This is a genomic window from Kitasatospora sp. NPDC053308 (assembly GCF_055585785.1).
Window position 1 is genome coordinate 98,872 of record NZ_JBVJJY010000018.1, and the last position, 16,238, is coordinate 115,109.

At 74.9% G+C, this 16,238-nt stretch carries 16 protein-coding genes and 2 pseudogenes; 13 read left to right on the forward strand and 5 right to left on the reverse strand.

Annotation, left to right across the window (positions count from 1 at the left end):
• The first annotated feature begins 152 nt into the window (after positions 1–152).
• The 7 genes from ACZ6Y7_RS30585 (at position 153) to ACZ6Y7_RS30615 (ending at position 6,464) form a co-directional block, all read left to right on the forward strand.
• Positions 153–1,196 (forward strand): zinc-dependent alcohol dehydrogenase, encoded by a 1,044-nt coding sequence (locus tag ACZ6Y7_RS30585; RefSeq protein ID WP_465761189.1) that lies wholly within the window; start codon positions 153–155, stop codon positions 1,194–1,196.
• A complete protein-coding gene (locus ACZ6Y7_RS30590; RefSeq protein WP_465761190.1) occupies positions 1,193–1,984 on the forward strand; it encodes an SDR family oxidoreductase in 792 nt (263 codons plus the stop codon). Before ACZ6Y7_RS30585 ends, ACZ6Y7_RS30590 begins: the two co-directional genes overlap by 4 nt.
• A 125-nt stretch (positions 1,985–2,109) precedes the next feature.
• Positions 2,110–2,715, forward strand: a complete 606-nt coding sequence (locus ACZ6Y7_RS30595; protein WP_465761227.1) for a bifunctional 4-hydroxy-2-oxoglutarate aldolase/2-dehydro-3-deoxy-phosphogluconate aldolase — start codon at positions 2,110–2,112, stop codon at positions 2,713–2,715.
• Entirely contained in the window at positions 2,712–3,749 is a 1,038-nt protein-coding gene (locus tag ACZ6Y7_RS30600) for a PfkB family carbohydrate kinase (RefSeq protein ID WP_465761191.1), read from the forward strand. The genes ACZ6Y7_RS30595 and ACZ6Y7_RS30600 overlap by 4 nt, the downstream gene beginning before the upstream one ends.
• A gap of 38 nt (positions 3,750–3,787) precedes the next feature.
• On the forward strand, positions 3,788–4,639 hold the full coding sequence (locus ACZ6Y7_RS30605) for a fumarylacetoacetate hydrolase family protein (RefSeq protein ID WP_465761192.1): 852 nt from the start codon (positions 3,788–3,790) through the stop codon (positions 4,637–4,639).
• An 11-nt stretch (positions 4,640–4,650) separates the two neighbouring features.
• Positions 4,651–5,415 carry an SDR family NAD(P)-dependent oxidoreductase gene (locus ACZ6Y7_RS30610; RefSeq protein ID WP_465761193.1) on the forward strand — a complete coding sequence of 255 codons (765 nt, stop codon included), beginning with the start codon at positions 4,651–4,653 and terminating at the stop codon, positions 5,413–5,415.
• The gene (locus ACZ6Y7_RS30615; RefSeq protein ID WP_465761194.1) at positions 5,412–6,464 is read left to right on the forward strand and encodes an aldo/keto reductase; all 1,053 of its coding nucleotides are present in this window, start codon (positions 5,412–5,414) and stop codon (positions 6,462–6,464) included. Before ACZ6Y7_RS30610 ends, ACZ6Y7_RS30615 begins: the two co-directional genes overlap by 4 nt.
• A 182-nt stretch (positions 6,465–6,646) precedes the next feature.
• Here ACZ6Y7_RS30615 and ACZ6Y7_RS30620 read toward each other — a convergent pair whose 3' ends face one another.
• The 5 genes and pseudogenes from ACZ6Y7_RS30620 to deoC form a co-directional block, all read right to left on the reverse strand.
• Positions 6,647–7,342, reverse strand: a complete 696-nt coding sequence (locus tag ACZ6Y7_RS30620) for a FadR/GntR family transcriptional regulator (protein ID WP_465761195.1) — start codon at positions 7,340–7,342, stop codon at positions 6,647–6,649.
• 160 nt (positions 7,343–7,502) lie between these two features.
• Positions 7,503–7,781 (reverse strand): annotated as a pseudogene (locus tag ACZ6Y7_RS30625) (ATP-binding protein); the annotation flags it as partial.
• 147 nt (positions 7,782–7,928) lie between these two features.
• Positions 7,929–8,327 (reverse strand): PAS domain-containing protein, encoded by a 399-nt coding sequence (locus ACZ6Y7_RS30630; protein ID WP_465761196.1) that lies wholly within the window; start codon positions 8,325–8,327, stop codon positions 7,929–7,931.
• Between the two features lie 118 nt (positions 8,328–8,445).
• Entirely contained in the window at positions 8,446–9,366 is a 921-nt protein-coding gene (locus ACZ6Y7_RS30635; protein ID WP_465761197.1) for an NADP-dependent oxidoreductase, read from the reverse strand.
• 190 nt (positions 9,367–9,556) lie between these two features.
• Entirely contained in the window at positions 9,557–10,249 is a 693-nt protein-coding gene (deoC, locus tag ACZ6Y7_RS30640) for a deoxyribose-phosphate aldolase (protein WP_465761198.1), read from the reverse strand.
• Between the two features lie 256 nt (positions 10,250–10,505).
• On the opposite strand from deoC, the pseudogene ACZ6Y7_RS30645 reads away from it, so the two are divergent.
• The 6 genes and pseudogenes from ACZ6Y7_RS30645 to ACZ6Y7_RS30670 all read left to right on the forward strand — a co-directional run.
• A pseudogene (locus tag ACZ6Y7_RS30645) lies at positions 10,506–10,700 on the forward strand (GntR family transcriptional regulator); the annotation flags it as partial.
• 66 nt (positions 10,701–10,766) lie between these two features.
• Positions 10,767–11,222, forward strand: a complete 456-nt coding sequence (locus ACZ6Y7_RS30650) for a GntR family transcriptional regulator (RefSeq protein WP_465761228.1) — start codon at positions 10,767–10,769, stop codon at positions 11,220–11,222.
• A 234-nt stretch (positions 11,223–11,456) separates the two neighbouring features.
• Positions 11,457–12,677 carry a zinc-dependent alcohol dehydrogenase gene (locus tag ACZ6Y7_RS30655; protein ID WP_465761199.1) on the forward strand — a complete coding sequence of 407 codons (1,221 nt, stop codon included), beginning with the start codon at positions 11,457–11,459 and terminating at the stop codon, positions 12,675–12,677.
• Positions 12,674–13,966, forward strand: a complete 1,293-nt coding sequence (locus ACZ6Y7_RS30660; protein WP_465761200.1) for an MFS transporter — start codon at positions 12,674–12,676, stop codon at positions 13,964–13,966. Before ACZ6Y7_RS30655 ends, ACZ6Y7_RS30660 begins: the two co-directional genes overlap by 4 nt.
• Positions 13,953–15,248, forward strand: a complete 1,296-nt coding sequence (locus tag ACZ6Y7_RS30665) for an amylo-alpha-1,6-glucosidase (protein ID WP_465761201.1) — start codon at positions 13,953–13,955, stop codon at positions 15,246–15,248. The genes ACZ6Y7_RS30660 and ACZ6Y7_RS30665 overlap by 14 nt, the downstream gene beginning before the upstream one ends.
• A gap of 2 nt (positions 15,249–15,250) precedes the next feature.
• A complete protein-coding gene (locus ACZ6Y7_RS30670; protein ID WP_465761202.1) occupies positions 15,251–16,210 on the forward strand; it encodes a Gfo/Idh/MocA family protein in 960 nt (319 codons plus the stop codon).
• Positions 16,211–16,238: the final 28 nt, after the last annotated feature.

A 16,238-nucleotide genomic window follows, 5' to 3' on the forward strand; every position in this document is an offset into this window, starting at 1 on the left:
CCGAACCGACCCCGCCCCGACCCACCACGCACCCGCACCCGCCCCGCACCTGAGCCACCCCGCGCCCGAACCCACCCCCCACCTGATCCACCGGCACCCGAAGCCGCCCCGCACCGAACCCCCACCCGTTCCGAAGGGACCCGGGAACCACGATGACGCTTGCTGTGCGCTACACGGCCGCCCGCACGTTGGACACCGCTCCGGTCGAACCGTCCGAGCCCGGCCCCGGGGAGGTGCTGCTGGCCCCCGCGTACGTCGGGATCTGCGGCACCGACCTGCACATCTTCCACGGCGACATGGACGCCCGGGTCGCCGCCCCGGCCGTCCTCGGCCACGAGATGTCGGGCCGCGTGGTGCGGGTCGGCGCCGGGGTGGAGGGCTGGCAGCCCGGGGACGCGGTGACGGTCATGCCGCTGCGCTGGGACGGCACCTGCCCGGCCTGCCGGAGCGGCCACCGGCACGTCTGCCAGAACCTGGACTTCATCGGCATCGACTCGCCGGGTGCGATGCAGCAGCGCTGGACGGTCCCCGCCGACACGCTCGTCCGACTGCCGGACTCCCTCCCGCTGGACCGGGCCGCGCTGGTGGAGCCCACCGCCGTGGCCGTGCACGACGTCGGCCGGGCCGGGGTGCTGGCGGGGGAGCGGGTCGTCGTGGTGGGCGGCGGCCCGGTCGGGATCCTGATCGCGCTGGTGGCGCGGGCCGCCGGAGCCGAGGTACGCGTGGTGGAGCCGAGCGCCCACCGGCGGAAGCTGGCCGAGGAGTCGGGACTCGCCGCCTGGGACCCGGCGGTCGAGGACGTGCCCGAGGCGGTCCGGCGGTGGACCGACGGCGCCGGCGCGGACGTCGCGTTCGAGGTGTCCGGCGCGGCGGCCGGGGTCGAGACCGCCGTGGAGGTCCTGGGGGTCCGCGGCAGGCTGTGCCTGGTGGCGATCCACCCCCGGCCCCGCGAGGTGAACCTGCACCGCTTCTTCTGGCGCGAACTCACTCTCGTGGGCGCCCGGTTGTACGACCGCTCCGACTTCGAGCGGGCGGTGGCGCTGGTCGCGGACGGCACGATCCCGGCCGAGCGGCTGATCAGCAAGGTCGTGCCGCTCGCCGAGGCGCCCGCCGCCTTCGAGGCCCTGGAGGGCGGCGGCGACGTGATGAAGATCCTGGTGGACTGCACCGGCGACACCCGGGAGGTCGCAGCATGAGCGAGCGCAGCGGGATCACCGACACGAGGGGCGCCTTCGACCTGACCGGCAGGCTCGCCGTCGTCACCGGCGCCCGGCGGGGCATCGGCCGGGCCATGGCCCGTGCCCTGGCCGAGGCCGGCGCGGACGTCATCGGCGTCAGCGCCCACCTGGAGTCCGCCGGCAGCGAGGTCGAGAAGGACGTCCTGGCCGCCGGCCGCGCCTTCGAGGCGCTGCGCACCGACTTCGCCGACCCGGACGCGGTGCGCGCCCTGGGCGCGGACCTCGCGGGCCGCGAGCGGCCGGTGGACATCCTGGTCAACAACGCCGGCACCATCCGCCGCGCCCCCGCCGCCGAACACCCGGACGAGGACTGGGACGAGGTGCTCCAGGTCAACCTGAGCGCGCAGTTCGCGCTGGCCCGGGCGGTGGGCGGCGCGATGGTGGCCCGCGGCCGCGGCAAGGTCATCTTCACCGCCTCCCTGCTCAGCTTCCAGGGCGGCATCACGGTGCCCGGGTACACCGCGGCCAAGCACGGGGTCGCCGGCCTGACCAAGGCGCTGGCCAACGAATGGGCCGGGCGCGGCGTCAACGTCAACGCCATCGCGCCGGGCTACATCGCCACCGACAACACCGCGGCGCTGCAGGCCGATCCGGTGCGCAACACGGCGATCCTGGAGCGGATCCCGGCCGGTCGCTGGGGCCGGGCCGAGGACCTCGCCGGCGCCACCGTCTTCCTGGCCTCGGACGCCGCCGCCTACGTCCACGGCACCGTCCTGCCCGTCGACGGCGGATGGCTGGGCCGGTGACCGCCGACCGGACCGCCGACCGCACCGCCGGCCCGGCCGCCGATCTCGCCGCCGACCGGACCGCGGACCCGGCCGACCCGGCCACGTGTCCGGCCGCCCACCGGCCCGCCGACCTCGCCGCCGTCCTGGCCGGCGCCCGCGTCATGCCGGTGCTGACCGTGCGCGAACCCGCCACGGCCGAGCCGCTGGCCGAGGCGCTCGGCGCGGGCGGCGCCCGCTGCGCGGAGGTCACCTTCCGCACCCCGTCCGCCGAGCAGGTGCTCAAGACGATGGCGGCCCACGACGGCCTGACCGTCGGCGCCGGCACCGTGCTCACCGCCGAGCAGGCGGAACGCGCGGTGGCGGCCGGGGCCCGGTTCGTCGTCTCGCCCGGCCTGGACGAGGACGTCGTGGCCAGGTGCCGGGAACTGGGTGTGCCCGTGGTGCCCGGCATCGCCACCGCCACCGAGCTGATGCGGGCCCTGCGGGCGGGCATCACCACCGTCAAGCTCTTCCCCGCCGAGCCCCTCGGCGGCCTGTCCGCGCTCCGCGCGCTCGCCGCGCCCTTCCCGGACGTGCGGTTCGTCCCGACCGGTGGCATCGGCCCCCGCGCGCTGACCGGCTACCTCGCCGAGCCCGCGGTCCTGGCCGTCGGCGGCAGCTGGATGGCGACCCCCGCCCACCTGGACACCGGCGCCTACGCCGAGATCCGCCGCCTGACGGCCCAGGCCGTGGAAGCGGGTGCGCCGTGACCGAGGTGGTGGCGCTCGGCGAGGTCATGCTGCGGTTCGACCCGGGGGAGGGGCGGATCAGCACGGCCCGGACGTTCCGCGTCTGGGAAGGGGGCGGCGAGTACAACGTCGTGCGCGGACTGCGCCGCTGCTTCGGGCGGCGGACGGCCGTCGTCACCGCGCTCGTCGACAACGCGGTGGGCCGTCTCGTCGAGGACCTGATCCTGCAGGGCGGGGTCGACACGTCGCTGATCCGCTGGGCCGCCGACGACGGCATCGGCCGCAGCGCCCGCAACGGCCTCAACTTCGTCGAGCGGGGCTTCGGCGTCCGCGGCGCCCTCGGGGTCAGCGACCGGGCCCACACGGCCGCCTCCCAGCTGCGCACCGGCGACGTCGACTGGGACGCGGTCTTCGCCGCGGGGGTGCGCTGGTTCCACACCGGCGGCATCTTCGCCGGTCTGTCCGACACCACCGCCGACATCGCCGAGGAGGCCATGACGGCGGCCCGCCGGCACGGCCTCACCGTCTCCTACGACCCCAACTACCGCCCGAGCCTGTGGGCCGACCGCGGCGGACCGAAGCGCGCCCGCGAGACCGACCTGCGGCTCGCCCGGCACGCCGACGTCGTCGTCGGCGCCCTGGGGCTCGCCGGCGACCACCCCGGGGCCGACCGCTTCGCCGCCGACGAGGTGCCCGACGCGCTCGCCTCGGTGGCCTGCCTGCTCCCCGGGGCCCGGGTGCTGGCGACGACCCTGCGCGAGGTCCCCTCGGCGGGGGTGAACGACTGGACCTCGGCCGCCTGGTCGGCCGAGACCGGTCACGTCACCGGCCCGTCGATGCCCGGACTGCACGTCCTGGACCGCATCGGCTCCGGCGACGGCTTCGCCGCCGGCCTCGTCCACGGCCTGCTCGCCGACGCCGGTCTGGAACGCGCCCTCGCGTACGGCACGGCCCTCGGCGCCCTCACCATGACGACGCCCGGAGACGTCGCCATGGCCTCGCTCGCCGAGGTCGAGGCCCTGCTCGCCGGCGCCTCCGCCGCCGTCCGACGCTGACGGCGCCCTCAGTTCCGCTATCCAGTGGGGAGTCCTTCATGAAACTGCTTCGGATCGGCGACCCGGGGTCGGAGGCCCCGGCGGTCCTCGCCGAGGACGGCCGGGTGTTCGCGCTGTCGGGGCTCACCGGTGACATCGACGGGGAGTTCCTCGCCTCCGACGGGATCGACCGGGCCCGGGCCGCCCTGGCCGAGGGCTCCCTGCCCGCGCTGGACACCGCGGGACTGCGGGTCGGGGCGCCCGTCGCCCGTCCGGGCAAGGTGGTGTGCATCGGCCTCAACTACCGCGACCACGCCGAGGAGACCGGCGCCGCCGTGCCCGAGCGGCCGGTGGTGTTCCTGAAGGACCCGTCCACGGTGGTCGGCCCCTACGACCCGGTGCTGATCCCGCGCGGCTCGGTCAAGACCGACTGGGAGGTGGAACTCGCCGTGGTGATCGGCCGCGAGGCCCGCTACCTGGCGGGCCCGGACGACGCTCCGGCGCACATCGCGGGCTACGCGATCAGCAACGACGTCTCGGAGCGGGAGTTCCAGCTGGAGTACTCCGCGCAGTGGGACCTCGGCAAGTCCTGCGAGACCTTCAACCCCCTCGGCCCCTGGCTGGTCACCCCCGACGAGGTGGGCGACCCGCGGGCACTCGGCCTGCACCTGGCCGTCAACGGGCGGACGCGGCAGAGCGGCGGCACCGAGGACATGGTCTTCGACGTCGCCCACCTGGTCTGGTACCTGAGCCGGTTCATGGTGCTGCGCCCCGGCGACGTCATCAACACCGGCACCCCGGCCGGCGTGGCCCTCGGCCTGCCCGGCACCCCCTACCTGCGCGCGGGCGACACCGTCGAACTGTCCATCGACGGCCTCGGCACCCAGCGCCAGACCTTCGTCCACGCGTGAAGGGCACCGGTATGACGACGAAGGACCTCGACGGCCTCTCGGCCGTGGTCACCGGCGGCGCGTCCGGGATCGGCCTGGCCACCGCCACCCTGCTCGCGCGGCGCGGCGCGCGGGTGGCCGTCCTCGACCTCCACCCCGCTTCCGTGCCGGAGCCCCTGCTGGGCCTCTCCACCGACGTCACCGACGACGCCTCCGTGCGCACCGCCGTCCAGGCCGCCGCCCGTGTCCTCGGCGGCATCGACATCCTGGTCAACAACGCCGGGATCGGCGCCGTGGGGACGGTGGAGGACAACCCGGACGAGGAGTGGCGGCGCGTCCTGGACGTCAACCTGCTCGGGGTGGTCCGCACCACCCGGGCGGCCCTGCCGTACCTGCGCCGCTCCGCCCACCCGTCGGTGGTCAACCTCGGCTCCATCGTGATCACCACCGGCCTGCCGCAGCGCGCGCTGTACGCGGCCAGCAAGGGCGCGGTGCTGGCCCTGACCCTGTCCATGGCCGCCGACCACGTCCGCGAGGGCATCCGCTTCACCTGCGTCAGCCCCGGCACCGTGGACACCCCCTGGGTCGGCCGACTGCTCGCCACCGCCGACGACCCCGCCGCCGAACGCGCCGCCCTGGCCGCCCGCCAGCCCCACGGCCGCCTCGTCGACCCCGAGGAGGTGGCCGCCGCCGTCGCCTACCTCGCCTCCCCGGCCGCCGCGAGCACCACCGGGACGGTCCTGCAGGTCGACGGCGGCATGGCCAACCTGCGCCTGCGGGCGGAGGCCGCGCGGTGAGCCCGCGCCCGCGGCCGCTGGGCCGGAGCGGGGTGGCGGTCAGCGAGCTCGCCTTCGGCGCGGCGGGCATCGGCAACCTGTTCACACCGGTGACGGACGAACAGGCGCGGGAGGCCGTCGACGCGGCCTGGGACTCGGGCGTCCGCTACTTCGACACCGCCCCGCACTACGGACTGGGCCTGTCCGAGCGGCGGCTCGGACAGGCCCTGCACGGCCGCCCCCGCGACGCGTACACGATCTCCACCAAGGTCGGCCGACTGCTGCGCCCAGCCCCCGAACCGCACGGCGACGACCTCGCCGACGGCTTCGCGGTGCCCGCCACCCACCGACGGGTCTGGGACTTCAGCGCCGCGGGCGTGCGCCGCTCGATCGAGGAGAGCCTGGACCGGCTCGGCCTGGACCGGATCGACATCGCCTACCTGCACGACCCCGACGACCACGCGGAGCAGGCCCTCACCGAGGCCTACCCGGAACTGGAACGCCTGCGCGCCGAGGGCCTGCTCGGCGCGATCGGCGTCGGCATGAACCAGGCCGAACTGCCCGCCCGGTTCGTCCGCGAGACCGACATCGACGCCGTGCTGCTGGCCGGCCGCTACAGCCTGCTGGACCAACGCGGCCTCGCCGAACTGCTGCCGCTCGCCGCCGGACACGGCGTCGGCGTCGTCATCGGCGGGGTCTTCAACTCCGGCCTGCTCGCCGACCCGAAGCCCGGCGCCACCTTCGACTACGCCACCGCACCCGACGAACTCCTCGACCGGGCACTGCGGTTGAAGCACGTGTGCGAGGACCACGGCGTGCCCCTGCGGGCCGCGGCACTCCGCTTCCCCTTCGGGCACCCCGCCGTCGCCTCGGTCCTCGTCGGCACCCGCAACGCCGCCGAGGTCCGGGACGCCGCCGCCATGCTCCGCCACCGCGTCCCGGACACGCTCTGGGCGGAGCTCACGGAACGCGGGCTGCTGCCGCCGGGCGTCCCCACCCCGCAGGAGGAGGGCGTGCACGGCCCCCGCACCCCGGACGTCACCGTCGTCGACGCCGACGGCCGGGTCTGACGGCCCACCGGAAGGCGGCCCCTGCGGGAAGGGGCCGCCTCCCGGTGCGCGCGGACAGGAGCGCGTTCGACTCCGGGGAGCAGCGCAGGGGCGGTGCGGCCGGAACGAGGACGACTCGCAGGTGAGGCCCGTCCTGCGGAACCGGTGCCACCGGGAGGGAACGGGCACCGCCCACCCAGCCGTCAGCCGAGCGGTGATCCCGCTTCGCCGAGGGTGCCGCGGAGCCACTGCTCGACCCCGGCGACGTGCACGGCGGCCCAGGAGTGGGCGAGCTCCGGGCGGCGGGCGGCGATCGCGTCCAGGATCGCGCGGTGCTGCCGGTGGGTGTCGGCCACCGCGTTCTCCTCGGTCAGTCCGCGCCAGACCCGGGCCCGGACGGTCGGTCCGGACAGGCCGTCGATCAGCGAGCAGAGCACGGTGTTGCCCGACCCGGCCGCGATCCTGCGATGGAACTCCAGGTCGTTGGCGATGAGTTCCTCCGGGGACGCGTTCGCGTCCAGACCCGCCAGCACCTCGCCCAGGGCGGCGATCTCCTCGTCCGGCATGACCCGGGCGGCCATCGCGGCGGCGGCGGGCTCCAGGATGCGCCGGACCTCCAGGAACTCCAGCACCGTGTCGTCCTGGTGGAAGTCGACGACGAACCCCAGGGTGTCCAGGAGGATGTCGGGCTCCAGGCTGGTCACGTACGTGCCGTCGCCCTGGCGCACGTCGAGCACGCGGATCAGCGACAGGGCCTTGACCGCCTCCCGCAGGGAGTTGCGGGACAGTCCGAGCCGCTCCGCGAGATCGGCCTCCTTCGGGAGGCGCGCGCCGGGACGGAGCTCGCCGCTCACGATCATGGCCTTGATCTTCTCGATCGCCTCATCGGTGACTGGCACGGTGTCGCCTTCCTGGTCATCTGATCGTCGCAGCGTATCCGGCAGAAGAGATCGGATGGCCGGTGATGCCGAGAAAGGCGGGCGGAGGAGGACACCGCGGGTACGGCGGGCCCCCGCCCGGCCCGGCGGCAGCGCGAGCCGCGCCCCCGGGTGCGACCCGCTACCGCGACTCGATGGTCTGCGCGCACCAGATGGTCTTGCCGTCGCCGGTGTGCCGGGTGCCCCAGCCCTGGGTGAGCTGGGCGACCAGCATCAGGCCCCGGCCGCCCTCGTCGAAGGCGCGCGCCCGGCGCAGGTGCGGGGTGGTCTCGCTGGCGTCGGAGACCTCGCAGATCAGCGCGGTGTCGCGGATCAGCCGCAGTCTGATCGGCGGCTCGCCGTACTTGACGGCATCGGTGACCAGCTCGCTGACGACCAGTTCGGTGACGAAGGAGAGCTCCAGCCGGGCGGGCACCCCCGTCCTCGCCACCTCGGCGAGCTTGTTGACGTACGCGGCGTCGTCCAGTTCGGGGAACAGCTCGCGGTACTTCTCGCCCAGCACCTGCTGCTCGGAGTGCGCCATCACCCGGCACGCGGCGGCGTTGACTCACAGGAACCGCAGCTCGGGGTCGTACACCCCCAGGGCGAACGGGCACTGCTCGAAGGCCCGGTCGGCGATCACGGGACGGCGGCCCCAGCGCTGGAAGGTCAGCGCGCGGCTCAGCGCCCGCCCGTCGGCGCCGTCCAGCGGCTGCGCCGTCACCACGGCGTGCAGCGTGGAGCCGTCCCGGTGGCGCAGCGTGACCAGCCCGGTGGGGGCGGCGGCGCCACTCCCGGGGAACCCGGGCGCGGGGTCGACCAGCAGGTCGGTCACCGGCCGGCCGACGGTCTCCGCCGCGGTCCGGCCCAGCAACTGCCGTCCGCCCTCGCTCCAGGCCGTCACCACGCCGTCCGGATCGACCACGAGGACGGCGGTGGGTGCGTCGTGCTCGCCTGTCGTCTCCACGCGCGCCTCCGTCCGGGAAGCGGTGACGGCCGGAGGGTGGGTCCGGCCTCTGGCTACAGACTAGGACCGGCCTCCGGGCCGCGCGCTCCCGCGGACTCCCGCGGCCGAGGACCGGCCGTCACGGTGTGACGACCAGCTTTCCGCGGGTGTGTCCGGTGCGGCTGGCGTCGAAGGCCTCGCCCGTCCGCTCCAGCGGGAAGGTCCGGGCGACCTCCACGGTCAGTGCGCCGCGGTCGACGGCCGCCGCCAGTTCGGCGAGCGCGGCGCCGTCCGGGCGGACCCAGATCCAGTGGCCGCCGTGCTGCTCGACGGTCGGGTCGGCCACGGAGACGTGCCGTCCGCCGGTGGCGAGCACGGCCAGGGTGGTGTCCAGCTGGCCGCCGACGAAGTCCGCGACCGCGGACACGCCGTCGGGGGCCAGGGCGCGGAGCCGTTCGGTCAGGCCGTCCCGGTAGTCCACCGGTTCGGCGCCCAGCTCGCGGACGAACGCGTGGTTGCGCTCCGAGGCGGTGCCGATCACCCGGGCGCCCCGGTCGCGGCCGAGCTGCACGGCGAGGCTGCCCACGCCGCCGGCGGCGCCGTGCACCAGGAGCACGTCGGCGGGGCCGACCGCGAGCCGCTCCAGGCTGCGCTGGGCGGTGAGGCCGGCCAGCGGCAGCCCGGCCGCCTGCGCCCAGTCGAGGCGGGCGGGCTTGCGGGCCACCGAGGGAGCGGCGACCGCGACGTACTCGGCGAAGGTGCCGGCCTGCACCACGTCCTTGCGGGCGTAGGCGATCACCTCGTCCCCCGGGGCGAACTCGGGCGTGTCCGGGCCGGTGCGGGTGACCACACCGGCCACGTCCCAGCCGGGGACGACGGGGAAGACCGCGTCCATCATGCCGTCCAGGCCGCCCGCCATGACCTTCCAGTCGACCGGGTTGACGGCGGCCGCCCTCACCTCGATCAGCACCTGGCCGGGGCCGACCTTCGGGTCGGGGACCTCGCCGTACCGCAGCCGGGAGTTGTCCTGGGCGTACGCGTCGTACGTCACCGCGCGCATGGATCGACCTCCGAGGAGCCGGTGGTGCGGTCTCGCGCACCGCCACGGGGCGGGCGGGCGCCTCGGCCACGCTATGCCGGGAGCGGGCCCCCGGCACCTCCGCGCCGCCGTCGGAGCGGTTGGGGCCCGGGCCGGACGCGGCGCAGGGGCGGTCCGTCGAGGACGATCCGGCGCGCCGCGCGGAGCCCGGTCAGGCGGCGGACCGGCGGGCGGCCAGGTCGTCCAGGATGGTCGCGGTCGCGGTGGCGCCGAAGCGTTCGGCGCCGGCCGCGACGAACTCCAGCATGCCGTCCAGGGTGCGCACCCCGCCCGCGGCCTTGACCTTCATGTGCGAGGGGACGTTCGCCCGCATCAGCCGGACGTCGTGCAGGGTCGCGCCGCCGGGCGCGAAGCCGGTCGAGGTCTTCACGAAGTCCGCGCCCGCCCGGGCGCTGAGCCGGCAGGCGCGCAGTTTGGCGTCGTCGTCCAGGTAGGCGTTCTCGAAGATCACCTTGGTGAGGGCGGCGCCCGCGGCCGCCTCGACGACCGCCGTGACGTCCTGCCGCACCGCGTCGTCCTCGCTGCCGCGCAGCAGGCCGATGTTGAGCACCACGTCGAGTTCGGTCGCGCCCGCGGCCAGGGCGTCGGCCGCCTCGGCCGTCTTGGCGACCGTGGTGGTGCCCCCGTGCGGGAAGCCGATGACGGTGCCGACCGCGACGGCGGTCCCGGCGAGCGCCTTGACCGCGAGGGCGACGTCCGCCGGGCGCACGCAGACGGAGGCGACGTCGTAGGCCGCGGCGAGTTCGCAGCCGCGCAGGACGTCGGCGGTGGTGAGCTCGGGCCGCAGGAGCGAGTGGTCGATCATCTTGGCGAGCCGCCGGACGTCGATGGCGGTGGGGTCCATGGGCCTGTCCTAGGGGTGAGGCGCGTTTCGCGGCGCAGCGCTCGGCGCGACCGCGCGGACGGATCGACGGTAACCCGGAGCTGTCTAGCTGTCTATACAGCCAACCCGTCCGGCCCCCGTGGGCAGTGTGACGAGGATCACGCTGCACGCCTCTTGCCCTTGGCCTCTTTAGCCGTGGAATGTCCCGGTCTGGGCTGGTCTACGCTAGTTGACTAGACAGCTAGACGGCGTACTCTCGAATTTCGGAGGCCCCCTTTTGGAAACGGATTTCGCGCCCAGGTACCACCGGATCGAACTGGCGCTCCGGAACCGGATCGCCGAACACCGACCGCATGACCCGCTCCCCTCGGAGGCGGAGTTGTGCGAGGAATTCGGGGTGAGCCGCATGACCGCACGAGCGGCCGTTCAACGGCTGGTCGCGGAAGGTCTGGTGTACCGGGTGTCCGGGCGCGGGACATTCGTCGCGGAACCGCCGACGCACCGTCGAGCGGAAAACCTGGTCCGATTCAGCGAGGAAATGCGCAGACAGGGTCGCAAGCCGTCGTCGCGGCTGATGGCCGCGGCCCTGCGACCGGCCCTGCCGGAGGAGGTCCACCGGCTGCGGCTGCGGAGGTCCTCGGCCCAGGTCGTCGAGATCGGCCGGGTCCGGCTGGCCGACGGGATCCCGACCGCACTGGAGCGGGCGGTGTTCCCGGAGGACCTCACCGCCCTGCTGGAGGTCGACTTCCGGACGGCCTCGATGCACGAGACGCTCGCCGGGCTCGGCCGGACGCCGACCCGTGGGCACTCGTCCATCCGGGCCGCGACGGCCGGCGCGCGGGAGGCGGAGCTGCTCGCGGTGGCTCCGGGCACCGCCCTCCTCGTCGAGGAGCGCCTCATCGTGGACCAGGACGAACGCCCCCTGGAACTCACCGAGACCCGGTACGTGGGGGACAGGTACGCCCTGGACGTCGCCTTCGAGGTCGAATCCTGATCCCGATCCCGAGCCGAATCCCGAGCTGAATCCCGAGCTGAATCCGGATCCGCCGCCGATGCGGATCCGGAGGGGGCCTCCCCGGCCGTGCGGTCGCCCCACGACCCACGGCCGGGTGGAGGGCGACGGCCCGAGCACGCGGAAGGAATTTCCGACGGGGGACTGCAACGACCGGCGGGCGATCCGCCCGCCGCTGCCAGCGGTGGAATGACGTGAATGCGTGGAGGGAAAACCGTGTACGCGTACCTCATGACCTCGCCCGGAGAAATCAATCGCACCGTGGTGCCCGATCCGGAATGCCACGACGACGAAATCCTGCTGCAGACCGAAGCGGTTTCGATCTGCTCGACCGACGTCTCCTACTACCGCGGCCACCTCTTCGCCGAGGAATGGCCGATCATTCCCGGGCACGAATACGTGGGAAGGGTCGTCGAGGTCGGAAAGCGGCTCCGGGACGACGTGCGGCCGGGCGACCGGGTCACCTACTGGGGGCAGACCGACTTCGGCGGGATGGCCGAGTACCGCGCCCTGCGGCCGCTCTTCCCGGGCCGGCTCGGTGTGGAGACGGCCTGGTACACCGGGCGGAACTTCTACGACGCCGACCAGGCCGCGGCGGTGGTCCTGCCGCCGCACGTGCCCTCGGACCTGGCCTCCGTGATCGAGCCGCTGACCTCGGTCCTGCGGTCCTTACTGCTCAACCCCCCGAAGCCGGGCGACACCTGCGTCGTCCTCGGCTGCGGCCCCAGCGCCCAGCTGGCCGTCCAGGTGCTGCACCGCCACCTCGGCGCGGGTTCGATCACCGTGCTCGACCGCAACGGCGACCGGATGGACGTCGCGCTGCGCCACGGCGCCTCCCGCGCCTTCAACACCGACTCCCAGGCGGCCGAGCTCGACGCGTACGTGCGCGAGCACCACGACCAGTACGCGGACTACGTGTTCGACGCGCTGCCCCACATCGCGCCGCGGGCCCACCGGACGGCGCAGACCGCCGCCCCGGACAAGGACATCCGGGAGATCGCGATGGGCCTGCTGCGCCCGGGCGGCTCGTACGTCATCTACGGCGCGACGGCCGTCCCGCAGCGGCTGAACACCTGGATGATCCTGGCCAAGGGACTGAAGCTGCTCTCCACGCCCTTCGACGTCCGCTCGTTCCCGATGGCCCGCTCCGCGCACGTCACCGCGGTCGCCCTGCGGCTGGTCGAAACGGGCCTGGTCGATCCCGCCCCGCTGATCACCACCCGGGCCTGCCTCGACGACGAGGCGGCCGTGCGCGAGGCGTTCACGGGGTACGGCCGGGGCGCGTCGATGAAGACCTCGCTGCTCGCCCCGTCCGTCCTCCTCGACCACGTGCGCCGCACCGCCGCCGCGACCGTCCCCGCCCCCACCCCCGCCGCGAACCTCCCCGCCACCTCCGCCGCCGGGGGCTTCGCCGAGCAGGCCGGGATAGCCGGGTGACCGGCGCCTCCGTGCCGGTCGCCCGGCCCCGGGGCACCCCGGTCTTCGCCCGGGACCGGCTGACCACCACGGCCTACGCGGGCCTGGCCGTGTACGCCTACGTCCTCTACGCGCTCGGACCGCTGCTGCCGTTCCTGCGCCAGGACCTGCGGCTGTCCTACGCGCTGATGAGCCTGCACTCCACGGCGTTCGCGGCCGGCGCGATGCTCACCAACCTGCTGTTCCGCCGGCTGCGGGCGCGGCTGGACCACCGGGTGCTCTTCTGGGCCGCACTCGCGGCCCTCGCCCTGGGAGCGCTGCTGCTGGCGACCGCACTGTCGGCCGCCGTCACCCTCGCGGCGGCGGTGCTGGGCGGGACCGGGGGAGCACTGCTGCAGACCACGGCCCTGGCGGTGCTGGCCGAGCACCACGGCGGGCACGAGTCCCTGCGGGCCCGGGCCCTGGTGGAGGCCAACGCCGCCGCCAGTGTCAGCGCCCTCGCCGCACCCCTGGTCATCAGCGGCCTGGCGGGTGCCGGGGCCGCCTGGAACTGGTCCCTGGTGCTGCCGGCCCTCGCGCTCGCCGCCCTCTACCCGGCGCTGCGCGGGGAGCCGCTGCGCCCGCGCACCATCCCGGCCGCCGGGGCCGCCGGGGCCGCCGGGGCCGCCGACGCGGCCGACGCGGCCGAGGATGCCACGGAAACGGCCCGTGGGGGCTCGTTCCCGCTGCGCGCGGCCCTGTGCGGCCTGGTCGTGGGCTTCGAGTTCTGCCTCGCCTACTACGCGGTGCCGCTGCTCACCGGCACCGCCGACCTGACGGACGGCCAGGCCTCCGCCGCCCTGGCCCTGTTCTACGGCGGCGAGCTGGCCGGCCGGCTGGCGGGGAGCCGGTTGACGGCCGGCGGCCGCGCCGCCCGCCCCGCCGCGCTGGTGGCCGGTTCGCTGACCGTCGCCGCCGCCGGGTTCCTCGCCCTGTGGCTCGCGCCGACCACCTGGCTCGCCCTGTTCGGCCTGGCCCTGGCCGGACTGGGCGTCGCCAACCTCTTCCCGTTGACCCTCTCGCTGGCGGTGAGCGCGGCGCCCGGCCGCACCGACCAGGCCACCGCCCGCGTCCAACTCGCGGTCAGCACCTGCATCATGCTCGCACCGCTCCTGCTCGGCACCCTGTCCGACCGGCTCGGCGTCCGCTCGGCCTTCGGCCTCGCCGGCCTCCTGCTGCCCCTCGCCGCGCTGCTGCTCGCCACTGGGCGACGCCGCCCGGTCCCCGCCGACGCGTCCTCCTCGGGAGTCACCCCGCATGTCCGTCACTGAGAGCTCCGCCCGGGCCCGCGACACCCTGGCCCGCAACCACCGCACCGGTTTCTCCCGGGCGGCCCAGCGCAGCTACGACTTCACCTGCCCCTCCCCGGACAGCTATCCCTTCCAGTGGGCCTGGGACAGCAGCTTCCACGCCATCGCCCTCACCCACGTCGACACCCGCCGAGCCCGGGCGGAGCTGCGCTCCCTGCTCAGCGCGGTCACCCCGAGCGGCTTCCTGCCGCACATGGTGCTCTGGCAGGACGACCTCAGGCCGCGCGCCACGGCCGACTTCCGGATCGACCTCTGGGAGGGCTGGCGGTCCGTCACCATCGCGCCTCCCGTGGTGGCCCGGGCCGTCGAGCGGGTGTACCGGGCGACGGGCGACGACCTCTGGCTGCGCCGCGTCCTGCCGCCGACGCTCGCCTTCTTCGGCTGGCTCGCGGAGCACCGCACCAGCCCCGGCACCGGACTGCTGGAGATCTACCAGCCCGACGAGTCCGGGCTCGACAGCAGTCCCAAGTACGACGGCGCCCTCGGCATCGAGTCGGCCGCCGAGGACGCGGTGCACGGCGCCTGGCACGACGCGATGCGGTCGCTGATCACGGCCTACTCCTCTCCCGCCCGCACGCCCGAGTCCCCGCTGCGCGACCGGCGGCTGTTCGTCTGGAACGACGTGCTCGTCAACACGGTCTACGCCGACGGGCTGTCCTGCCTGGCACGCCTCGTCCGGACGGCCGGTCCGGGCGATCGCACCGCGGACCGGCTGGAGGGGCGGGCCCGCGCGGTCGGCGCCGCCCTGATGCGGCACTGCTGGGACGAGACCACCGGCGCCTTCCACGACCTCGACCTGGTCGCCGGCAAGCGCAACGAGGTCCTCACCGCCAGCGCGCTGCTGCCCGTCGTCCTGGACTCGGTGCCGGGGACCGCCGCCCGCCGGGTCATCGAGGAACACCTGCTGAACGAGCGGGAGTTCTGGCGGCCTCACCCGGTGCCCAGTGTCGCCGCGACCGAGCCCGGCTACGACCCCGCCTTCCGCACCGGGGCGATCTTCCGCGGCTCCAGCTGGATCAACCTCAACTGGTACCTGTACTGGGGCCTGCGCCGACGCGGCTACCGGGCCGAGGCCGACACACTGGCGGCGCGCAGCTGCGCGCTCGTCGCGGCCTCGGACACCACGCGGGAGTGCTACGGCCCGGAGGACGCGGCCGGGCACGGCGCGCGCTCCTTCGGCTGGAGTTCCCTCGTCCTGGACCTCGCCGCCGCCACCACGACCGCGCTGACGGAAGAGGGCTGACCATGGCCAACTGGGGATTCCTGGGCGCCGGTTCCATCGCCGCCTCCAGTCTCGCCCCCGCCGTGCACGCGGCCGACGGGCCGCGCCTGCACGCCGTCGCCGCCACCGACGCGCGGCGGGCCCGGGCCCTCGACCCGGCCCGGGCGTACACCGACTACGGCGCACTGCTGGACGATCCGGCCGTCGACATCGTCTACGTCGCGCTCCACAACAGCGCCCACCGCGTGTGGGTGGAGCGCGCCCTGCGGGCGGGCAAGCACGTGCTGTGCGAGAAGCCGCTCGGACTGAGCGCCGTCGAGGTCGCCGCGATGACGGCCACGGCCCGGGCCGCCGGGCGGCTGCTGGTCGAGGCCGCCTGGAACCGCTGGCACCCGCGCACCCGTGACCTCGAAGCCATGATCACCGGCGGTGCGATCGGCACCGTCCACACCGTCACCGCCCGGTTCGACGGTCTCGCCCCCGCGGCCGGGAACTACCGCCTGCACGCGGACCTCGGCGGCGGAGCCCTCTACGACGTCGGCTACTACGCTGTCTCCGCCGCGCTCGCCGCCTTCGGCTGGCGCACGCCGAAGGTCCTGCGGGCCGAACAGGAGCACTGGGAGCCGGGCTCCGCCGACTCCGCCACCCGCTTCGTGCTCGACTTCCCCGGCCGGGGCACGGCCGAGATCGGCTGCTCGCTCGTCGGCGGCATGTCCGAGACGTTCACCACCACCGGCACGGACGGCTCGATCACCCTCACCCCGCCGGCCTTCTGCGCCGGCTCCGCCCCCAGCACGCTCACCACCACCGGCGGAGAGCGCCGCCACTACCCGGCCCAGGACCCGTACCGCCTGATGGTCGAGGCGATGGACAGCGCCGTGTGGGGCGACAGCGCCGCCCACCTCGTCCCGCTCGCACAGTCGTTCCTGATCGCATCGACCCTGGACGCCGTCCGCGGCCAGCTGGCACGGGGAGACGGCTGACGGCTGATTGCTGGCCGCTGACGGCTGG